This window comes from Streptomyces sp. NPDC005438, assembly GCF_040606315.1.
Taxonomy (GTDB): domain Bacteria; phylum Actinomycetota; class Actinomycetes; order Streptomycetales; family Streptomycetaceae; genus Streptomyces.
Map to the genome: position 1 here is coordinate 145,392 of NZ_JBEXEP010000010.1, position 20,067 is coordinate 165,458.

General features: G+C 70.3%; 10 protein-coding genes and 1 CRISPR repeat array. Of the genes, 6 read left to right on the forward strand and 4 right to left on the reverse strand.

The genetic code is table 11. The features are described 5' to 3' along the window. The first annotated feature begins 35 nt into the window (after window positions 1–35). Window positions 36–524: a CRISPR direct-repeat array (repeat unit 29 nt; unit sequence GTTGCGAACCCACCAGGGTTGATGACGAC). A 331-nt stretch (window positions 525–855) separates the two neighbouring features. The 6 genes from ABZT14_RS21030 to ABZT14_RS21055 all read left to right on the forward strand — a co-directional run bounded on the left by ABZT14_RS21030 (window position 856) and on the right by ABZT14_RS21055 (window position 6,479). Beyond that, window positions 856–1,944, forward strand: coding sequence for a serine/threonine-protein kinase (locus tag ABZT14_RS21030; protein ID WP_356304987.1), 1,089 nt, complete (start codon window positions 856–858; stop codon window positions 1,942–1,944). Between the two features lie 248 nt (window positions 1,945–2,192). Next, window positions 2,193–2,789: a hypothetical protein gene (locus tag ABZT14_RS21035; protein WP_356304989.1), complete on the forward strand. Its 597-nt coding sequence runs from the start codon at window positions 2,193–2,195 to the stop codon at window positions 2,787–2,789. Between the two features lie 225 nt (window positions 2,790–3,014). Beyond that, complete coding sequence (locus tag ABZT14_RS21040) at window positions 3,015–3,350, forward strand: DUF5955 family protein (protein WP_356304991.1); 336 nt, start codon at window positions 3,015–3,017, stop codon at window positions 3,348–3,350. A gap of 89 nt (window positions 3,351–3,439) precedes the next feature. Then, on the forward strand, window positions 3,440–4,792 hold the full coding sequence (gene allB, locus ABZT14_RS21045) for an allantoinase AllB (protein ID WP_356304993.1): 1,353 nt from the start codon (window positions 3,440–3,442) through the stop codon (window positions 4,790–4,792). Next, window positions 4,792–5,967 carry an allantoicase gene (gene alc / locus ABZT14_RS21050; protein ID WP_356304995.1) on the forward strand — a complete coding sequence of 392 codons (1,176 nt, stop codon included), beginning with the start codon at window positions 4,792–4,794 and terminating at the stop codon, window positions 5,965–5,967. Before allB ends, alc begins: the two co-directional genes overlap by 1 nt. A gap of 86 nt (window positions 5,968–6,053) precedes the next feature. Beyond that, a complete protein-coding gene (locus ABZT14_RS21055) occupies window positions 6,054–6,479 on the forward strand; it encodes a ribonuclease (protein WP_356304997.1) in 426 nt (141 codons plus the stop codon). Between the two features lie 81 nt (window positions 6,480–6,560). Here ABZT14_RS21055 and ABZT14_RS21060 read toward each other — a convergent pair whose 3' ends face one another. The 4 genes from ABZT14_RS21060 to ABZT14_RS21075 all read right to left on the reverse strand — a co-directional run bounded on the left by ABZT14_RS21060 (window position 6,561) and on the right by ABZT14_RS21075 (window position 19,872). Next, a complete protein-coding gene (locus ABZT14_RS21060) occupies window positions 6,561–6,827 on the reverse strand; it encodes a phosphopantetheine-binding protein (RefSeq protein WP_356304999.1) in 267 nt (88 codons plus the stop codon). After that, entirely contained in the window at window positions 6,827–8,719 is a 1,893-nt protein-coding gene (locus ABZT14_RS21065) for an HAD-IIIC family phosphatase (RefSeq protein ID WP_356305001.1), read from the reverse strand. The genes ABZT14_RS21060 and ABZT14_RS21065 overlap by 1 nt, the downstream gene beginning before the upstream one ends. Before the next feature lie 22 nt (window positions 8,720–8,741). Then, a complete protein-coding gene (locus ABZT14_RS21070) occupies window positions 8,742–9,776 on the reverse strand; it encodes a 3-oxoacyl-[acyl-carrier-protein] synthase III C-terminal domain-containing protein (protein ID WP_356305003.1) in 1,035 nt (344 codons plus the stop codon). Window positions 9,777–9,855: 79 nt separating this feature from the next. Beyond that, complete coding sequence (locus ABZT14_RS21075; RefSeq protein ID WP_356305004.1) at window positions 9,856–19,872, reverse strand: amino acid adenylation domain-containing protein; 10,017 nt, start codon at window positions 19,870–19,872, stop codon at window positions 9,856–9,858. Window positions 19,873–20,067: the final 195 nt, after the last annotated feature.

Here is a 20,067-nt window from a genome sequence, read left to right on the forward strand (position 1 = left end):
AGGGGCCCAGGCAAGCGGCTCTCCTGGAGCTGACGCTTGCGAACCCACCAGGGTTGATGAGGACTCGCCCCCATCGCGCACCGTTACGACTTGATCGTCATGTGGCGAACCCACCAGGGTTGATGATGCCTCCGCGCCGCGCGCTGCGCCTGTGCGGGGGTGTGGGGTTGCGAACCCACCAGGGTTCATGACGACGTCTACGAGAACGCCCCATGGCGCGTCCTAGCCGTGTTGCGAACCCACCAGGGTTGATGACGACGCGGGGTGCGTCGGGCGGAAGGTCGGCCATGGTCCGTTGCGAACCCACCAGGGTTGATGGCGACGGGGGGGGTGTACCGGGGTGGGCCCCGACGAGGACTTGTTGCGAACCCACCAGGGTTGATGACGACCCGCCGCCACCGCAACGAACGTGGAGATCGCCGGCCGTTGCGAACCCACCAGGGTTGATGACGACCCGTCGCCAGCGGCGTTGAGGAGATCCACGACCAGCGGCGCGTTGCGAACCCACCAGGGTTGATGACGACGCCAGGGTAAAGCCGCTGTTGGGAGGCTGTGTAGGCGGCCTCTGGGGTGGCAATTTTGCAGCGGACCGCCGGTAGTGCAGGTGCGCAGGTCACAGCGTTGCCGGGTGGGGCGGGTGAGGGGTTCCAGGCTAGTTGACGTTCCCACGCGTCACCGGATCTGACGTCGTCTCACCACACGGCGCACGGTCCGGCGACGGCGTACCTGACAGGCCATCAGGCGTCGTTCCGCCGTACCGTCGGGAGGGCTTCCCGAACGTTCGGTCTCGGCTAGTCTCTTGCCCTGCCAGCGCGCGGACGGCTGGCCCAACTCAACAGCCGGGGGCGGTATTCCATGGGGCAGAGCGGCACGGAGATGTTCAAGCCGTTGGAGGGAGACGACCCACGCCACGTGGCGGGCTACCGGCTGCGGGCCAAACTGGGCGTCGGCGGTATGGGCCGTGTCTACCTCTCCTACACCCCCGGCGGACGCCCGGTGGCGATCAAGCTCATCCGCTCCGAGTTCGGTACCGACCCGGAGTTCCGTCGCCGCTTCCAGCAGGAGGTGGTGTCCGCCCAGCGGGTGCAGGGCCTCTACACCGCGCCGGTGATCGACGCCGACACCGAGGGCGAGCGGCCCTGGCTGGCGACCGCCTACGTACCCGGTCCCTCCCTCGCCGCCGCCGTGAACGCCTACGGCAAACTCCCGGTCAACACCGTGCTGTTGCTGGTGGCCGGCATCGCCGAGGCGCTCCAGGTGATCCTCCGGGCGGGCATCGTGCACCGCGACCTGAAGCCGTCCAACGTCCTGCTGGCCTCCGACGGGCCGAGGGTGATCGACTTCGGTATCGCCCGGGCGGCCGACGCCACGTCGTTGACCGCGAGCGGCATCACCGTGGGTACCCCCAGTTTCATGGCGCCGGAGCAGGCGGCGGGTACCGAGATCACTCACGCCACCGATGTCTTCGCCCTGGGGCAGGTGGCCGCCTTCGCCGCCAGGGGCGTACCGGCCTTCGGGGAGGGCACCGCGCACGGGGTGCTGTACCGGATCGTGCACGAACAACCCCAACTCGACGGACTGCCCGAAGAGTTGGACGAGCTGGTGACCCGGTGCCTGGTCAAGGAGCCCGCCGAACGGCCATCCCTGGACGAGATCATCCGGCTGTGCCAGCAGGGTGACGAGACCGAACTCCGCCGCCCCGAGGACTGGGTGCCGGCCGCCGTCGCCTCCGACATCACCGGACGCGTCGCCGCCGCGGCCCCGCCCGCTCCCGCCGCGCCCCCGCCCCCGAGCGCGGCCCCGGCCCCTCCACCTCCGGTCACCGCTCCCACTCCTCCGCCCCCGGCCGCCTCCCCGCAGGCGCTCACCCACCCCGCCACCGAGAACCGGTACGCCCCGCCACCCCGTCGCCCGGGTTCGGCCCGCCGCCGCCCCCACCCGTAGCCGGTCCCAGCTCGGCCGCCCCGGCAGCCCAGGCGGAACCCACCGCCGGAACGCCGGCCACCGACAGGGCTGACAGCGCGGGCAGCACCGAGAGCGCTGATGGCAGTGAGAACGCCGAGAGCGCCGATGGCGCCTCCACGGTCGGGCGCCCCGCCGGAGGCGGTCGCCCTCCCGCCGGCCCGGGCGGCACCTTCCCCCGTCACGGTCCGGCGGCACGGCCCAGTCGGGGTGGGAAGGTCGCCCTCGCGGTGGCGGCGGCACTGGTGGTGTTCGCCGCCGGCGTGACGGCGGCGGCCTACGTGATGAGGGACGACGACTCCTCCCGGGCCGGGAACAGCGCCGAGGACAGGGCCGGCGTGGACGACTCCAGCCCCGCGAGCCCCGACAGCGTCGAGGAGAGTGAGGAGGGGCAGCCGGTGCCCAACCCGACCCCGGTCGACTACAAGGGCATCAACCTGGCCGACGACTACCACCTCAACTTCGCCTCCGACCCGGTGGAGCCGGCCGAGGACGACCGGGACAGCTCCAACCCCGACCTGGGCTACAGCAACAGCTTCGGGGACAAGTCCCTCACCACCAGCGAGGGCAAGATGGTGCTGCTGAACAACGCGCAGAAGGGTTCGTTGGACACCTGCCGCTCGGAGACCCGCTTCACCACCGCCATCGACTTCGAGCGGATCTCCAAGGGCTCCCAGATCTGCGTCCGTACCTACTCCGGCCACCTGGCCCTGGTGACGGTGAAGGGCTTCGCCCCCAGGTCCGACCCCAGCGACTACGTCAGCCTCGACGTACGGGTCTGGCGCAACGCCCTGGAGGCGCAGGAGTCCGACGACGACGGCTGGTGACGTTCCGTCAGGGATCGGGGGACAGGGGCCGGAACGAGTCAACCCTCCGTAGCCAACCCCCGTTCCACGGCCGAAATTTCGCGCTCCGTGTGGCGCGATAAGCGGAGAGTGGCGTTTACTGTCCTGCACTCGCGCGGCGGCCGGCGCGAGCGGGGGAGCTTGGGCCATGCGTGGGGCGTGGCCAAACGGTCGGGACGACGAGCAGGAACCCCTGGGGAGAACTGCGTGCGTAAGAGGTTGAGTGAGCCGAAGACATCCGACGGCGGGGAGGACCCCCGGAACGCGACACTGCTGCGGTCCGTGGTCGGACTGCGGGCCCAACTGGCCCAGTACCCGGCCCGGTTGAGGGACCGCGAACTGGCCGACGAGGAACTGGCCGTACTGGAGCGTACCGCCCTCCAGGGGGTGCCCCCGCCCGACCAGCTGCGCCGCTCGCTGCTGGTCCTGGCGGCGGCCCTGGGGTCGGTCAGCGCCCTGGCGCCCGCTCTCACGGAGGTGCGGGTGGCGGTGGAGCTGTTCGGCGAGCCGGAGGACTCCAAGGTCGGCTCGGGAAGGGGTTGAGGCACCACTGACCCCTTGTTGACGCGCCGTGGGTGGCCGGTGAGACTTCAACAGGATGTTGAAGTCGATCTGCCGTACGGGAGTCACCGGTGCCCAGTGGACCAGCGGACCAGCCGCGACGGTGGCTGCGCTCAGAACGGGTGGTCACCCCCGAGGGGACCCGCCCCGCCACCGTCGCGGTGGAGGAGGGTCGGATCACGGCCCTCCTCCCGCCCGACGCCACGCCCCCCGAGGGCGTGCCCCTGGAGGACCTGGGCGCCCTGGCGCTGACGCCCGGACTGGTGGACACCCATGTCCACGTGAACGACCCGGGCCGCTCCCACTGGGAGACCTTCGCCCACGCCACCCGGGCCGCCGCGGCCGGAGGCGTGACCACCCTGGTGGACATGCCGCTCAACAGCCTGCCGCCGACCACCACCGTCGAGCACCTGGACGTCAAACGGCGCACCGCCCGTGACCGTATCGCGGTGGACGTGGGGTTCTGGGGCGGCGCCGTACCCGACAACGAGGCGGACCGTCCCGCCCTGCACCGGGCCGGAGTGTGGGGGTTCAAGGCCTTCCTGTCCCCCTCCGGGGTCGAGGAGTTCCCCGAGCTGGACCTGGCGGCCCTGGAGCGGGCGGTCCGCCAGACCGCCGAACTGGGCGCCCTGCTGATCGTCCACGCCGAGGACCCCGACACCCTCAGTGCCGCCCCGCCCGCCCACGGCGAGCGGTACCGTTCCTTCCTCGACTCCCGCCCCCCGGAGGCCGAACTCCGCGCGGTGGCCCGGCTGTTGGAACTGGCCGAACGACACGCGGCCCGGGTCCACGTACTCCACCTCTCCTCCGCCGAGGTCCTGCCCCTGATCGCCCGGGCCCGAGCCCGGGGGGTGGCCGTGACCGTGGAGAGCTGCCCGCACTTCCTCACCCTCACCGCCGAGGAGGTCCCCGACGGCGCCACCTCCTTCAAGAGCTGTCCACCCATCAGGGACGCGGACAACCGCGAACGACTGTGGCGGGGCCTGGCCGACGGACTGATCGACGCCGTGGTCTCCGACCACTCACCCTGTACGCCCGACCTCAAGGTCGAGGACTTCCAGCGGGCCTGGGGCGGGGTGTCCTCCCTCCAGCTGGGGCTGTCGGCGATGTGGACCGAGGCCCGCGAGCGCGGCCACCCCCTGGAACGGCTGGCCCACTGGATGGCCACCGGCCCGGCCGCCCTGCTGGGCCTGGACCACAAGGGCGCCATCGAGGAGGGCCGGGACGCCGACCTCGTGGCGTGGGACCCCGAGGCGGCGTTCACCGTACGACCCGAGGAACTCGCCCACCTCAACCCGGTCAGCGCCTACGCGGGCCGCCGACTGCACGGCACGGTGCGCACCACCTGGCTCCGTGGCCACCCGGTCTACCAGGACGGCCGGTGGGCGCCACCCCGTGGACGCTTCGTGGAACGGAGACCCTGATGACGACGCAGCACACCGGCGACGCCCTGCCCCGGTTCACCGGGGACGCCGCGCCCTACACGGGCGGCGACCCCTTCGCCGACTACCGCAGCGCCCCGCTGCCCTTCGCCTCGCTGGTCGATCTGGCCGACCGCCGGCTGGGCGGCTCCGTGCTGGCCGCCAACGACGAGTTCTTCGCCGAACGGGAGAACCTCCTGCTGCCCGAACAGCCCCGGTTCGACCCGGGCACCTTCGGCCACAAGGGCAAGGTGATGGACGGTTGGGAGACCCGGCGCCGGCGCGGTCGGGACGCCGACCACCCACACCCCGAACCGGACGACCACGACTGGGCCCTGATCCGGCTGGGCCTGCCCGGGGTGATCCACGGAGTGGTCGTCGACACCGCCCACTTCCGGGGCAACGCCCCCCGGTCGGTGGCCCTGGAGGCGACCGCCCTGCCCGGCACCCCGGGCCCCGAGCGGCTCACCGACCCCGAGGTGCGCTGGACCGCACTGGTGCCGCGCACCGAGGTCGGCGGGCATGCCGCCAACGCCTTCGCGGTACGGGTGGCCCAGCGCTTCACCCATCTGAGGCTGCGCCAGTTCCCGGACGGCGGCATCGCCCGTGTCCGGGTGCACGGCGAACCGGTGCCCGACCCCGACTGGCTGGCCGCGCTGGGGAGTTGTGACGTGCTGGCCCTGGAGGCCGGGGGTCGGGTGGAGGACGCCTCGGACCGCTTCTACTCCCCGGCCTGGCACACCCTCGCCCCCGGCCGGTCACGCCGGATGAACGAGGGCTGGGAGACCCGGCGCCGACGGGACGACGGCCACGACTGGATCCGTTACGCGCTGGGGGAGCGCGCCCGGGTGCGGGCCATGGAACTGGACACCGCCTACCTCAAGGGCAACGCGGCCGGCTGGGCCGAGGTGTACGCCCTGGACACCTCCGCCCACCCCGAGGCCGACCCCGCCGACCACCAGGACGACGCCTGGCGACGGGTGTGGGACCGTACCGCTCTGCTGCCCGACAGCAACCACCGGCTGCTGCTGCCCGAGGAGGTCACGGCCACCCATCTGCGCGTCCACATCTTCCCCGACGGGGGGCTGGCCCGGGTGCGGGCGCACGGCACGTTCACCGAGGACGGGCTGGAGCGCCTGTACCAGCGAAGCCGGCTGCTGTCATCGGGGGAACGGTGACAAAGCCGGTCGGAGAGCTTGAACACCCGGGAAAGGTCCGGTGGTTGTCGTTGACACGGATCGGTCTACGCGGGTCAATGGAGTACATGCGTATTCCCCCACGAATCTCCAGCATCGGCGCCGCCGGTGCCCTGGCCGCCGCCCTGCTCGTCGGCGCCCCGGGGCTCGCGCAGGCCGCCACCCCCCACACCGACGCACCCGCCGTGACCCAGGTGAAGCCGGCCGAGGTCGGCGACATCTGCCTCTCGGACCTGCCGCCCGAGGCCAACGACACGCTTGAGCTGATCGAGAAGGGCGGGCCCTACCCGTACCCCCAGGACGGCACGGTCTTCCAGAACCGTGAGGGTCTCCTGCCCGACCAGGACGAGGGCTACTACCACGAGTACACCGTCGAGACCCCCGGGTCCGACGACCGTGGTGCCCGACGGATCGTCACCGGAGAGGGCGACCCGGAGGACTACTACACCGACGACCACTACGAGTCGTTCGACCTGGTCGACCACGACTGCTGACCCCCCACCGTCCGAAGGCGCCGGCACCCCCTCGCCGGCGCCTTCGCCGTGTGGGCTCACCCCCCGGGCAGCGGTGGCCTCCTATCCCTCGCGGGCCGAGGACACCAACTCGGCCAGTTGACCCAGCTGTTGGACCTCCAGGTACTCCCGCAGGTCCAGGCGGACCGTGAACTCCCCCTCGATGGCCACCATCAGCCGCAGAGCGCTGTGACTCGTCCAGTCGGAGAAGGAGTCGAACCGCGTCTCAGAGGTGATCTGGGTCGCCGCGACATCGGTGATCTGCTCTATCAGTCCTCCCAACGTCGCCAGAACGGCGTCCACTTCCTCCGTGTGAGCCGCGTCAACCATTACGAGTCCTCGATCCTCAGTCGTGTCCAGTACGGGGCGAAGGCGGGGCGCGAGGTCAGCGGCAGGGAGTAGAGCACCTCGCCCTCGTCGCCGGCCGACTTCCGCGCGAAGCCGGCCGAGGGGTACAGGGCAGCGGCCGGACCGTTTCTCCCGGTGTCTCGGAACACCGCGTCAAGCCGGCGCACCCCCGCATCGAGCGCGCTGTCGACCACGTGCTGGAGCACCGTGGTCTCGACACCGCGGGAGAACACCCGACAGCTCATGACGAAGTTCTCCAGCAGCCAGTGGTCGGGAAACCTGGCCACCCACACGCCTCCCACGATCCCCTCGTCCGCGTAACGGTCCGCGACCGAGAAGCCCAGGACGAGGGGGCCCCACGCCTCCCCGTGTACGTCGGGGCGTGACGGACCTCGCGAGCGACCGGTCATGGTGAACTGGTTGGTGCGTCGCTCCAGTTGCTCTAGCCGCGGCAGGCTGAAGGCGTCTGCCTCGCGGACGGTGACCGTCACTTCGAGGTGACGTAGGTACTCATCGTAGGAGTCGAACTCCCGGCTGGACCGGTTCCTCCGGGTAGCGGCCTGGTACCTCTCGGTTCGGTGCTGATCGTCAGCCGTCGTACCCAACACGTCGAACAGGCCACCCGACAGCAGTGCGGAAGGCCGGTCCGCCGGGTCGGTCACCAGGTCGACGACCTCCACCTCCGGTAGCGTCCTGCGCACCAACCCCACCTCGAAGGGGCTGTCGTCGAGGAAGACCAGACTGTCACGCCCCAGGTTGAGTTCGTCCGCCAGCTCACGGATGTTCTGGTCCTTGGGGCACCAGTTGACCGCCTGCGCGGCCACGTGCCGTGTGCCGAGGACCATGTCGGGGTGGTCGGAGAGGACCTCGTGAACAGCGGTCTCCTCGTTCTTGCTACAGAGCGCCACCACCACACCCTGGTCGGCCAGCCCCGCGATCCGATGCTGCAGGTCCTCGTAACAGTTGCCCGGGTAGAGCCCGCCGATCTGGATGCCAGCAGGCCCGTCGTCGCCCAGGACCCCACCCCACACGGTGTTGTCCAGGTCGACCACCAGAGCCTTCCTGGACAGTCCCAGTTGGGCGCGGAGTACGTTGACGGCCTCACGGGCGTACGCGAGTTCCTGGGAGAGCGTCCAGGCGATACCGCCGAAACGGTAGAGCCGCTCGTCACGTTGGCTGTTCGTACCCGTGGCGAAGACCGACTCCACGTCCAGAAGGCAGGTGCGCTCCAGCCGTTCGGCGAGGTCGATCAGGTCGATGTTGAGCTGGCGCCATGTCCGGGCCAGCCTGGCCCGCCCCTCGAACGAGATCACCGCCCGATACTCGTTCGGTGAGAGGGGGACGGTATGCAGCACGGTCCACCCCCGAGAGCTGTTGACATGGCTCTCCACCAACTCCTCCAGCCGTTGCCGCCTTTCCTCCAACGCGGAAGCCAGGGCGGCCAGTTGAGTGGTACTCCAGCCTCGGGGCACGAACCAGCCGTCATGCAGCAGACACAGGGTCAGGTCGGGGCCGAACTCCCTCAGCGCGGAACCGGGGACCTGGAGGTCGGCCTCGAACTGTCCGAAACCGGAGAGGTGGAACTGCGGCTCGATTCCTTGGTGCAGGGCCAGAACCCTCAGCAAGGGCACCAGGCCGGACGTGGTGAACGAGGCGGTGATGGCCACTCGTACCGGGCGGGGCTCCTGGGCGAACCCCAGCCGCTCGGGGGACACGCCCTCCAACCGACGTCCGACCTCGACCAGGGTCGTCACCGGGATGTCACCGCCCACCAGATCACGCAACAACGTCGGGTCCACAGCCGTGGCGTCGTCGGCGACGGTGCGCGTCCGCTCCAACAGTTCCCTGGTCTCCAACGGAGGTCCTCCAGTCACTTCCCGGCCCCTCTCCACAGGGTCAGATCCTCAGCAGGGTGCACATCCAGTGCATACCGATCCCCGTGGCCGTGAGCGCGACCACATCACCCGAGCGCACCGCTCCGAGCGCCAAGTACCGCTCCAGAGAGATGAGTTGGTCGGCGCAACCGGAGTGCGCGTAGTCGCCGAGCATGTCCAGGTTGAAGCGCTCCGCAGGCACTTCCAGATCGCCAGCCAACTGGGTGAGGACCTGGGCACTGTCGTTGAAGTGGATGATCCTCGCCAGGTCACCCACCTTCAGCCCCGTCCGGTCACACGCACGTCGCACCACCTCGCGGTTGCGGTCCCGCACGGTGTCCAGGAAGTCGAGGATGCTGGTGACATCCCCGTCGAAGAACTCCTGGAGACGGGCTGAGGCGCTCTGGACCGAGGGGGCGTCGACACCCGGGGCGAACGGGTGCGCGGTGCCGCCGATGTCCATTCTGGTGAAGTCCGCGTATCGTCCGTCGCTGATGACCTCGGTGGCCAGCCACCGCCGCGCGGGGTGCCCGCGACGTACCAGGGCTGCCGCCGCACCGTCGGAGTACACGCTGGAGGTGGTGTCCATCCGGTTCCAGTAGGGCTCACAGACTCGGTTCGCCCCGATGACCAGCGCGTTCTGGTAGCCGGGATGGGTGGCGAACTTGCCGGCGACGAGGTCGAACGCCGTTACCCCACCGCCACAGGTCGGCGAGACCAGTGACGCCTCCGCCCGCTCGGCGCCGACCTTGGCCTGGGTCGCGGCGGCCGCCTCCCAGTAGAGGTACTCCGGCACGTCGGAGAGCGCCAGTACCAACAGGTCCACGTCCCCCGGAGCCACTCCCGCCTTGTCCAGCACCGACCTGCCGGCCTCCGCCGCCAGATCGGTGGCCCCCACCCGCGCGTCGGCACGGTGGAAGGTGCGGTAGCCGGCGGCGCGTATCCGCTCCGCGTCCACCAGGTGGTCCGGGGCGTGGGCCACCGCGTCCAGTGGGCGCCCCAGGGTGTGGGCGAGTTCGACGATGCCCATGGGCACCGTGCCGTGCTCGGCGGTCATTCAGAGCGTTCCTCTCCTCGGTGCGCGCATGGGATGGGTCACGCCGCGCCACCGACCCGCACCGACCGTGCCGTTTCGCTCATCGAATCGACTCCGGTGGCCCCGTGCCGAGTTCGACGTCAACGAGGGGTGCGACGGCCGCGAATCCCTCCGGGGAGACCATGCCGTCGTGGTCCAGGGCGACCCGGTGGACCGCCACGTCCTCGTGGGTGGACCGCCAGGCGTCAGCCAGCCGTGCCGCGCCGGGCTCGGCGGAGGCCACGAACACCACCACTCGTCGAGCGGGAACAGGACCACGGGAGGGCTTCCCCGCAGGTGTACACAGGGCACAACGGTGTTCCACCGCCAGGTGTGAAGTCCGGTCGGCGGGCTGTCCGGGGCCCGAGGTGTCGTGAGGTCCCGGAAGCGGCGGCGCGTCGACCACTCCCAGGAAGGCGACCTTGTCCTCAAGCCGGGCGGCTAGAGCATGGGCGAGGTTTCCGCCGGAGGCGTAGCCCAACAGGTAGTAGGGGCCATCCGGTTGGACCTCCCGGATGGCTCCGAGACACCACTCGGTCACGTTGTCCCCGCAGGCCACGGCTGATGGTTCCCCACCTCGTGACGGAGGACGCAGCACGACCACCGGTCGGGGGGAACGCAGGGCGTCAGTGAGGGCCGACAACCGGGAGGCCAGGTCATCCGTTGGGGAAACGTCATCCACCGGAAGGAGGCAGAACAACGGTTCCCCCTCACCCTCGCGCCGTAGCCACAGCAGCCGCTCGGTCCCCTCGAGGCCGTGGGCTCCCCGCTCTACCTCGCGCGGCGTCGAGTTGGCCATCAGAGCCCGCACCGGTACGGCGAGGCCGAGGTCCCGTACCAGCGCCGTCGCCAGCCGCATGGCGGTGAGCGAGTCACCGCCCAGGTCGAGGAATCCGTCGTCCGGCCCGGCCTCGGACAGGCCGAGCACCCCGGCGAAGGTATGGCACACCGCTGCCTCCTGCTCGGAGCGTGGTTTCCCACCCCGGGACTGGTGCGGCGGGTCGGGCAACGCGCCCCGGTCCAGCTTGCCGTTCGCGGTGAGGGGCATCCTGGCCAGGGAGACCACGGCGGCAGGCACCAGGTGGGATGGAAGGTGTTCGCGCAGCCGGGATCGCAACCCGTCGGAGTCGATCTCCCGGCCCACCACGTATCCGACCAACCGGCCGCCGCGTACGTCCGCAGCGGTCTGGCGCCCCGCCGCGCAGCGGGTCAGCGCGGACTCCACCTCGCCCAACTCCACCCGGACTCCCCGCACTTTGACCTGACCGTCGGCCCGTCCCCGGTACTCCAGTTCACCGTCGTGGCGCAGCCGCACCAGATCGCCCGTGCGGTACATCCGGCCACCGGAACCGTCGAAGGGATCCGCGAGGAAGTGGGCGGCCGTCAGTCCCGGGCGGCCCAGGTATCCGTGGGCGATCCCGTCACCCGACAGGTACAACTCGCCGACGGCACCCGGGGGAACCGGCCGCAGTCCCGAGTCCAGGATCCGCAGCCGGGCGTTGCGCACCGGGCGGCCCAGACAGGGCAGCTGGGCGCGTGCGGTGGCCGAACCCAGGGCGTTGATGGTGAACTCGGTCGGCCCGTAGAGGTCGTAACCCTCCACTCCCTTCTGTTCGCGCAGCAGGGTCCACAAGGCCGGGGGCACGGCCTCGCCGCCAAGCATCACCAGCAGGGGGTGAACCTCCCCGTCCAACAGGCCGGCGGCCAGCAACTCTTGGAGGTAGGAGGGCGTCACGTTCACCACGTCCACGCCGGTGCGCCGGTAGTGGTCCACCAAGCCGACTGGGTCGCGGCGGGCTTCCTCGTCAATGACGTGGACCTCGTGGCCGGCCAGCATCCACAGCAGTTCCTCCCAGGACATGTCGAAGGAGAACGAGACGGTGTGAGCGACCCGGAGACGGTCGAGGCCGGACCGCCGAACCGTCGGCTCGAAGATCTCCCGAAGGTGGTTGTGGTACATCGCGGTCAGCCCCCGGTGCCCCACCACCACACCCTTGGGCCGACCGGTGGAACCGGAGGTGTAGATCACGTAGGCGGGTACGTCGGCCGACAGGGGACCGGCCACGGCATCCTCAGGGACCGGTGGGGGCGCGCTCCGCCCCTCCAGCACCTCAGCCACCCTCCGGTCGTCGAGCCGCACAGTCGGTACGTTCCCCGTCGACGGGAGAGACCCGTGGGTGACCAACAGACTGGCGGCACTGTCGTCCAGCAACTCGGCGGAACGCGACGGCGGGTTGGCGAGATCCAGCGGGAGATAGGCCGCGCCAGTACGCAACACCGCGAAGATGCTCACCACGTGGTCCACCGTACGAGGGAGGGCCAACGCCACTACCCTGCCGGGCGCCGCACCGTGATGGGCGAGCACCCGGGACAGCGCGTCCACACGTTGTCCCAACTGCGCGAAAGTCAGCCGGGTTTCCCCACTCACCAGCGCCACCTGACGGGGAGCAGCCGCGACCCGCTCCCGCAACAGCGCGTCGACGCTGCCTCCGGGACGGCCTGGCGCCGGTACCCCGACCCTCGCCGGGGCGAGCCAGGCAGGCTGATCGAAGCCCGAGGTGGTGGCCACGGTGCCCTCAGGCTTCGTCGCGAGGTGGGTGAGGATCCCGACGAACCGCTCCAGGTACCTCGCGGCCGATTGGTCGTCCACCAGGTCCGGCCGGTTCTCCAGGGTGATCTTCAAGGGCGCGTCCGCGTCACCGGCGTGGATGTCCAGAGTCAGCGCGTAGTGGGTGCTGTCAGTGACGTGCCGGGCGCTGACCCCGGCACGGGCCAGGGCGTCCTTGCGCTCCTGACTGCTCCACAGGGTCCGGTTGAACACGTACACGGAGTCGAACGGGGTGGGGTGCCCGGCGGCCCGCTGCACTCGCCCCAGCCCAAGGTGGTGGTGGGCGCTCAGTGTGCCCTGGTCGACGAAGACTGAACGGACCAGTTCGGTCAGAGACCGGTTCGCCCGGGCGTGAATCCGGGTGGGTACGGTGTTGAGCAGCAGGCCCACCATGCGGTCCGCTCCTGGCAGTTCGCCTGGACGTCCAGACACCGCGGAGCCGAACACCACGTCGTCCGCACCGGTCATCGCCCGCAGGGTCAGGCCCCAGGCCGTGGCGACCACGGTGGAGAGGGTGACCTCCAGGTCGGCGGCCAGTCGTGCCAGCGCGGCACTGGTGTCCGGGTCCAGCCGGTGCCGCTGGTAGGTGGGCAGCACCCGCCCGCCACCGCTGGCTGTTCCGGTGGACAGCTCGGAGACCAGGGTGGGGGCCGTGAGCTCGGCCAGGTAGCCGCGCCAGGCGGCCTCGGCCGCTTGGCGGTCCAGGCCGTCGATCCAGCGCAGGTATGCGCCGAAGTCCGCCGGCGGCGGCAGTACGGCCTCCGGTTCGAGATCGCCGTCGCGGGCCCGCGCGTAGAGATCGAAGAGTTCGGCGAAGAACACCGTCAACGACCAGCCGTCGACGAGGAGATGGTGCTGAGTGACCACGAGGGTCGCCCGGCCCTCGGGCAACCAGGCGAGCACCATCCGCGCCAACGGAGCCGCGCTGAGATCGAACCCGGCACCGAACTCCCGCTCACTCAGTTCGGTCACCACAGCGGACACGTCCCGCTCCGACGTCCCGCGCAGGTTCACCTCCCGGAACGGCATCGTCGCTGTCTCGGGCACGAACTGCACGGGTTGGTCGAATCCCTCGTGGGTGAAGCCGACGCGCAGGTTCGGGTAGCGGCGCAGCATGGTGTCCGCGGCCGTACGGAGCGCGGCGACATCCACGTCCTCTGGCCGACCGAACTCGAACCGTTGCTGCACCATGTAGGCGTCGATCTGATCCGAACTCACCAGGGACTGGTAGTAGACACCCTCCTGGAGCGGTCCCAGCGGCAGTACCGAGGTCCAGGTCGGGCACAGCCTGTCCAGACGGCGGCGCTGGTCGGTGGTGAGAGCCATCGCGATCTCGTCGGGGCGGGAGTCGGCCGACCGGGGATTCGCCGCCGCTTCTGGCGCTGCGGGTGTCCGCCGGGGCTCCCCGGATGCCGGAGTACGGGGCCCGTCGAGTCGTGACGCGATACGGGCGGCGAGTTGGCGGAGCGTACCGCCCTCGAAGATCTCGGGAACCTGAACCGGTACGCCGTCCCGTTGGAGTCTGCCGACCAGTCGGATCGCGGTCAACGAGTGGCCGCCCAGCGCGAAGAACCGTTCGTCCGGGGCGACCCTCGGGCGTTCCAGTACCTCGGCGGCCGAGGCGCAGATCGTGGCTAGCAACTGCTCCGGCACGTCCCCGGCGACCGGCGGAACGGCCTGTTCGCCCGCGGATACGAATCCCTCGCTGGCGGTTGCGGACACTGAGGTCGACGGCGAGGGCACTGGCCACAGCTCGTCGGACGCCAGGCTGACCAGCAGGGAGGCGAGTCGGCGGACCAGTTCCTCCGCGCGCTCCTGGGGGATCAGACGCGGGTCGTGGTCGCATACCAGCGACAGCTGGTCGCCGGGCTGGACGAAGACGGTCAGTGGATAGTGGGTGACGTCCCTGTTGGTAACACCGATCAGGCGCACCGTATCGGTGACGGGCTGTCGACTGCCGTCGTCGGGGAAGTTCTGGAACACCAGCAGGGTGTCGAACAGCGGCCCGAGACCAACCAGTCGCTCGATGTCGGCGAGCCCGGTGTGCTCGTGGTCGCTGACGGCGGTCTGCTCCTGCTGGAGCCGGGCCGCCGCCTCCAGCAGGGGTTCGCCGGGACGTGACGTCACTCGTACCGGCACGGTGTTGCTGAACAGACCCACCATCTGCTCGACACCGTCGAGAGTGGACGGGCGTGCGGACACCGGGGTACCAAACACCACATCCGGTGAGCCGACCTCCCCGGCGATCACCGAGCCCCAGGCGGTCTGGACCATCGTGTTGAGGGTCACCCCCCGCCGGCGGCCCACTTCCGTCAGCGCACCGGTGTCTCCCGCCGTCAGCGCAACGGTGATCCTGGGGGCCTCCTCGCGCGGTCCCTGACCCGGTGTTGATGACGGCACCAGCAGGCTGGGCCCGGACAGTCCGGCGAGCCGTTCGCGCCAGGCCGCGTGCTGGAGCGTGACGTCCTGTTGGGACAGCAGCCGAAGGTAGCGGTGGTAGGGCGTGGGTGTGGGCAGGCTGTCGCCGTCCCCGTGGTAGAGCCGCATCAGTTCACGGAGCACTACGGGGGTGGACCAGCCGTCCACCAGGATGTGGTGGGTGTTGAGGACCAGGCGGTGCCGACCGGTGGGCAGCAGCACCAACAGCGCGCGCAGGAGCGGTGGGTGGGTCAGGTCGAAGCGGTGTCGGGCGGCCTCGTCCTCCAGGTCGTCGGCCGCCCGCAGCGCCGTGCGTTCCGGCAGTGCGCGCAGGTCTACGGTCCGCAGTGGCACCGTCGCCAGTGCTGGAACGGCCTGTACCGGCTGGGGGAGTTCGGAGTAGTGGAAGGCCGCCCGCAGGTTGGGGTGGCGTCGTACCAGTCCGGCGAGAGCGTCCTCCAGCCTCGCGGGCTCGACCGTCCCTTCCAGTTCGCAACGGGCTTGGAGGGTGTAGACATCCTCAACCGAGTCCCGTACCGCGTGGATCAGCAGTCCCTCTTGGAGGGGGGACAGAGGAAGGATCTCCGCCAGGGGGCCGTGACGGCGCTCCAGCGCGTCGATGGCGTGCTGGTCCACCCCCGCGTCCGGGCAGTCGGAGGGGGTCAACCCGCCGCCACCTCGGCTGGCGTGAGCGGCCAGTGCCTCGCAGGCGAGCGACCAGTGGTCGCACAGCTCGCCCAGTCGGACCTCGTCGAGGACCAGACCAGCGGCCGTCCACTCCACGGCCAGCTGGGGCGCGCCCTCCTCGTGGACGAACGCGTTGACCGCGAGCACCTGGGCGAGAGCCATCCGGGACGGCTCCACCACGTGGAAGGCGTCCTGGCCGGGCATGTGCCAGCCGGGGCCCGGTTCGGTCTGGAAGCGTCCGAGGTAGTTGAGAACGACCTCAGGCCAGTAGGCGAGTTCGTCCGTCGTCTCGGGGTCCAGATGGCGGAGCACACCGAAGCCGATCCCCTGGTCCGGGGTTGCGCGCAGGGTTTCCTTCACCGCTCGCAGGAGCCTGCCGAGGGTGGCGCCTCCGGCCAGGGCCTGGGCGAGATCCGAAACCGAGCTGAGCGTGGACACCGGGAGGCGTACCGGGTGCTCGCTGGTGAACCAGCCGACGGTGCGTGACAGGTCCAGAGCGGAGTGGTCGCGGCCGTGACCCTCGACGGTGACCGTGGGCGCGTCCGGGGTGGAGGGGCGCCAGGAGGCGAGGGTGAGGGCGAGTGCGGTGAGCAGGACCGTGTCGGGCCCGGTGTGGTAGGCGGCCGGTAGGGTCTCCAGCAGCAACCGGGTGACCTGGGCGGATACCAGGGTACGCCGGCGGATGGCGGTCGCCGTGGTGTCGACGCGTGGGTCCAGGGGGCGTGAGCCGAGCGGTGCGGTAGGCCTCCCGACGAGCCCCCGCCAGTGGGGGAGTTCGCCGCGTCGCGCGCCGGTGGTGCCTTCCTCTACGAGTGTGAGCGCGTGCCGCCGCCAGGAGTGGCCGGCTGGTCGCAACTCTCCGTCGTGACAGGCGGTGTGCAGATCGGACAGCAGCACCCGCCAGGACACCCCGTCCATGGCCAGGTGGTGCACGGCGATCACCAATCGCTCCTCGGCGAGTGCCACGCGTACCAGATCGCCGCGCCGGGGGTCGAGTTGGGCGGCCAGCCGCTCGTCCATCCGTTCGTCAGTGTCGGCCACCACCACGTGGTCCACCGCGCGTACGCTCCCCGGGCCTCGGACGGCCAACTCTCCCTCCGGGGTCAGCCGAAGGCGTAGCGTGTCGTGTTGGTCCAGGATCCGTTGAAGCCCGGTGACCAGAGCGGAGCGGTCCAGGGGTTTGTCCAGCCGAATCCGGGTCCACTGCGCGTAGCCGACCAGACAGTCAGGGGAGCCGTTCAGCTCGAATAGGGAGCGCACGATCGGCGGGGCCGGAACCGGGCCCGTGGGCTCGTCCGGGACCGGGGCCGGTTCGGTGGGCGCCGGCCGAAGGGTCGCCGCCAGGGCCCCCAGGCTCTGTCGTACGAACAGTTCGCGGGGCCGCGCCTCGTAGCCTCGTCTGCGCAGGCGCCCGCTGATGCTGATCGCGGCGATGCTGTCCCCGCCCAGGCCGAAGAAGTCGTGGTCCATACCCACGCGTTCGAGACCGAGCACCTCCGCCACGCTCTCGCCCAGCGCCCGTTCTGCCGGCGTGCCAGCGGACCGTCCCGACAGGTCGGTGGACGGGGCGGGCAAAGCGCCCCGGTCAAGCTTCCCGCTGGCGGTGATCGGAAGCCGTGGCATGACGACCACCACAGCCGGCACCATGTGCTGGGGTACGCGTGCCGCCACTATTTCGCGGATCGACTGAGGCGTCGCCGTCCCGGTCACGTAGCCGACGAGCCGGGAGACCCCGGTGTCGGTACGAATGACGGCCGCGGAGTCCGTGACCCCTTCGACGTCGGACAGGGCGCGCTCTACCTCGCCCAACTCCACGCGGTGGCCCCGGATCTTCACCTGGTCGTCTGTTCTTCCCAGGTACTCGAACCCCTGCCCGGCCACCCAACGGGCGCGGTCACCGGTGCGGTACATGCGCGTACCGGGCGGACCGTACGGGTCGGCGACGAAACCGGACGCGGTGGCACCAGGCTGCCCGTGGTATCCGCGTGCCAGGTGCGGGCCGGCGAGGTAGAGCTCCCCGACCACCCCCTCGGGAACCGGGTGGAGCGCTGCGTCGAGCAGGTAGGCGCGGGTGCCCGCCAGGGGATGACCGATCCGGGGAGTGTCGCCCTCCACTGACCCCCAGACCGCGTCCACGGTGCTCTCGGTCGGGCCGTACATGTTGAACGCCGGTGTCCGGGAGTCGGCGAAGCGACGCCACAGTGTGGGCGGGACCGCCTCACCACCGAGGAGGCAGAGGGCCGGTCGATGCGGCCCGTCCAGCAGACCGTGGTCGATCAACTGGGCGGCCAGCGAGGGCGTCACGTCGAGCACATCGACACGGTCCCGCCGTATCCGGTGAACCAACGCTTCGGCGTCCCTGGTCAGATCGGTCGAGTAGAGGTGCAGTTGGTGACCGCCCAGAAGCCACAGCAGGGAGTCGACCGAGGAGTCCGACGCGAAGGAGTAGGTGTGGGCGACCCGGGCGTGAGTGGCACTCACTCGCCGGAAGAGGGTGCCGCGGTGATGGTGCAGCAGGGCGGCAAGGGCACTCGCACGCACCTGCACCCCCTTGGGGGTACCGCTGGAACCGGAGGTGTAGAGCAGGTAGGCGAGTTGCTCGGGGTGGTGGTCCACCACCCCGAGCGGCGGCTCGTCGGACCGGGCCAAGACGGATTCCACGGAAACGGCACCCGGAACTGCCTTCGTCTGCTGCTCGGTGCCCAGCACCAACGCCGGCCGGGCGTCGGCCAGCACCGCCCGGAGACGGGCGGCCGGATGCTCCGGTTCCAGCGCCAGATAGGCGCCCCCCGACTCCAGCACCGCCAACAGGGCGATGACCAACTCCGGCGACCGGGGCAGTGCCAGAGCCACCACGTCGTCACGGCCGACGCCACGAGCCCGGAGTCCGTGAGCCAGCCGTCGCACCCTCGACGCCAGTTCGGCGAAGGTCAGCCGGTTGTCGCCGTAAACCAGGGCGACATCGTCCGGCTGTTCTTCCGCCAGGCGGGCAAGCACCGTGGGTAGGGGCTCTGGGGTTCCGGGCGGGGCGGGGACGCTCTGGGCCTGGCGTAGGGCGAGGGCCTCGGATTCCTCCATCAGCCGTACGGCACCCACCTGCGGCGCACTGGTGGAAGTCAGCTCGGTGATCACCCGTACCAGGGCCGCCATCCGACGACGTGCCGTCGCCTCGTCGTGTACTGAGCGATCCACCTCGAACGACAGCACCAGCTCTTCGGCCCGACCTGGCGTGACGCTCAGGCCGAGTTCTTCCGTGGGGCCTCCGGCGACGTTACGAAGCGTGCCGGGCGCGCCGTCGAAGTCAAACGTGTAGTCGAACGCCTTGAGGTTGACTCCTGCCCCGTGCAGCAACGCGCCGGCCTCCGTCGTGCCGAGGTCCCGTGGCAGGTTCTCGCCCCGGTAGCGCTGGTGGGAGCGCATGGCACGCATCGCTAGGGCGACCCGCCGGGCGACGTCGGGGAGTCGGTCACCGCTGGAGATGGACAGGCGTAGCGGAAGGATGTTGACGGCCATGGAGGGGGTGCGCAATGCCACCCGCCCGACGCGGGCCATGAGAGGCATGGCAATGACCAGGTCGGAGCGTCCCAACAGGCGGTGGAGGAAAACCGCGTAACAGCCCATCAGCACCTCGGCCCAAGTGGTGCGGGACTCTTCCGCCACCGCGCGGAGCCGGTCTGTCACTTGAGAGGTGAGGACATCGCGCACCAGCACGGTGTTCTCGATGCTGCCCGATCCCGCGGTGGTCTCCACGGGCTCGGGCAGCGGAGTGAGCTGGCCACGCCAGTAGTCCCGGTCCCGCACGAACCGTTCACCGGTTCGGTACTCCAAGTCGTCGGCCACCAGGTCGGCGATGGTGCCGAAGCCGTGCTCGGGAGGCCGGACCCCACGGCACAGTGCGGTGTAGTGCGCCGCGACACGTTGGGAGAGCATCACCGTGCTGTAGGCGTCCACGATCAGGTGGTGATAGAGCTGCACACACCACACCTGGTCGTCGGCGAGGCGTAGCAACTGGTGGGAGTACAGCGACCGGTCGACCATCCCCCGACACCGCTCGGACTCCCCGGCTCGTATGGAGCGGACCAGGGCGTGGGCGGCGTACACCGGGTCGGCTTCGGCGCGCAGGTCGATGACCTCCGGTGCGATGGCCGGTGCCTCGTCCACCCACTGTCGGGGCCCGTCCGGGCTGTCGGTGAACCGCAGTCGTAGGGTCTCCGCCTCCTCGACCGTGGCCCGGAAGGCGTCCGTCAGCGCTGCGACGTTCACTGCACCGGAGATCTCCAGCACGTCCCCCACCAGGAAGGCACGGGAGCTGGGGTCCAGCAACTGGGCGTTCCAGACGCCGAGTTGAGCACCGGTCAGTTCCATGGACGGCTACCCCCACATACGGCACGACGTGACCGACCAGTGGTCAGTCACCGGGTTGACTGGGCGACCGCCGAGTGGGGAGGAGGCTTTTCCGAGGACGCCGCCCCCTGATCGCACACCGGTGTTCCACGTTCTCGTCCGACGACGGGGTGTCGTGTCCCGCCGGGGGGATGAGTCGCCGTACCCGCCTCGATG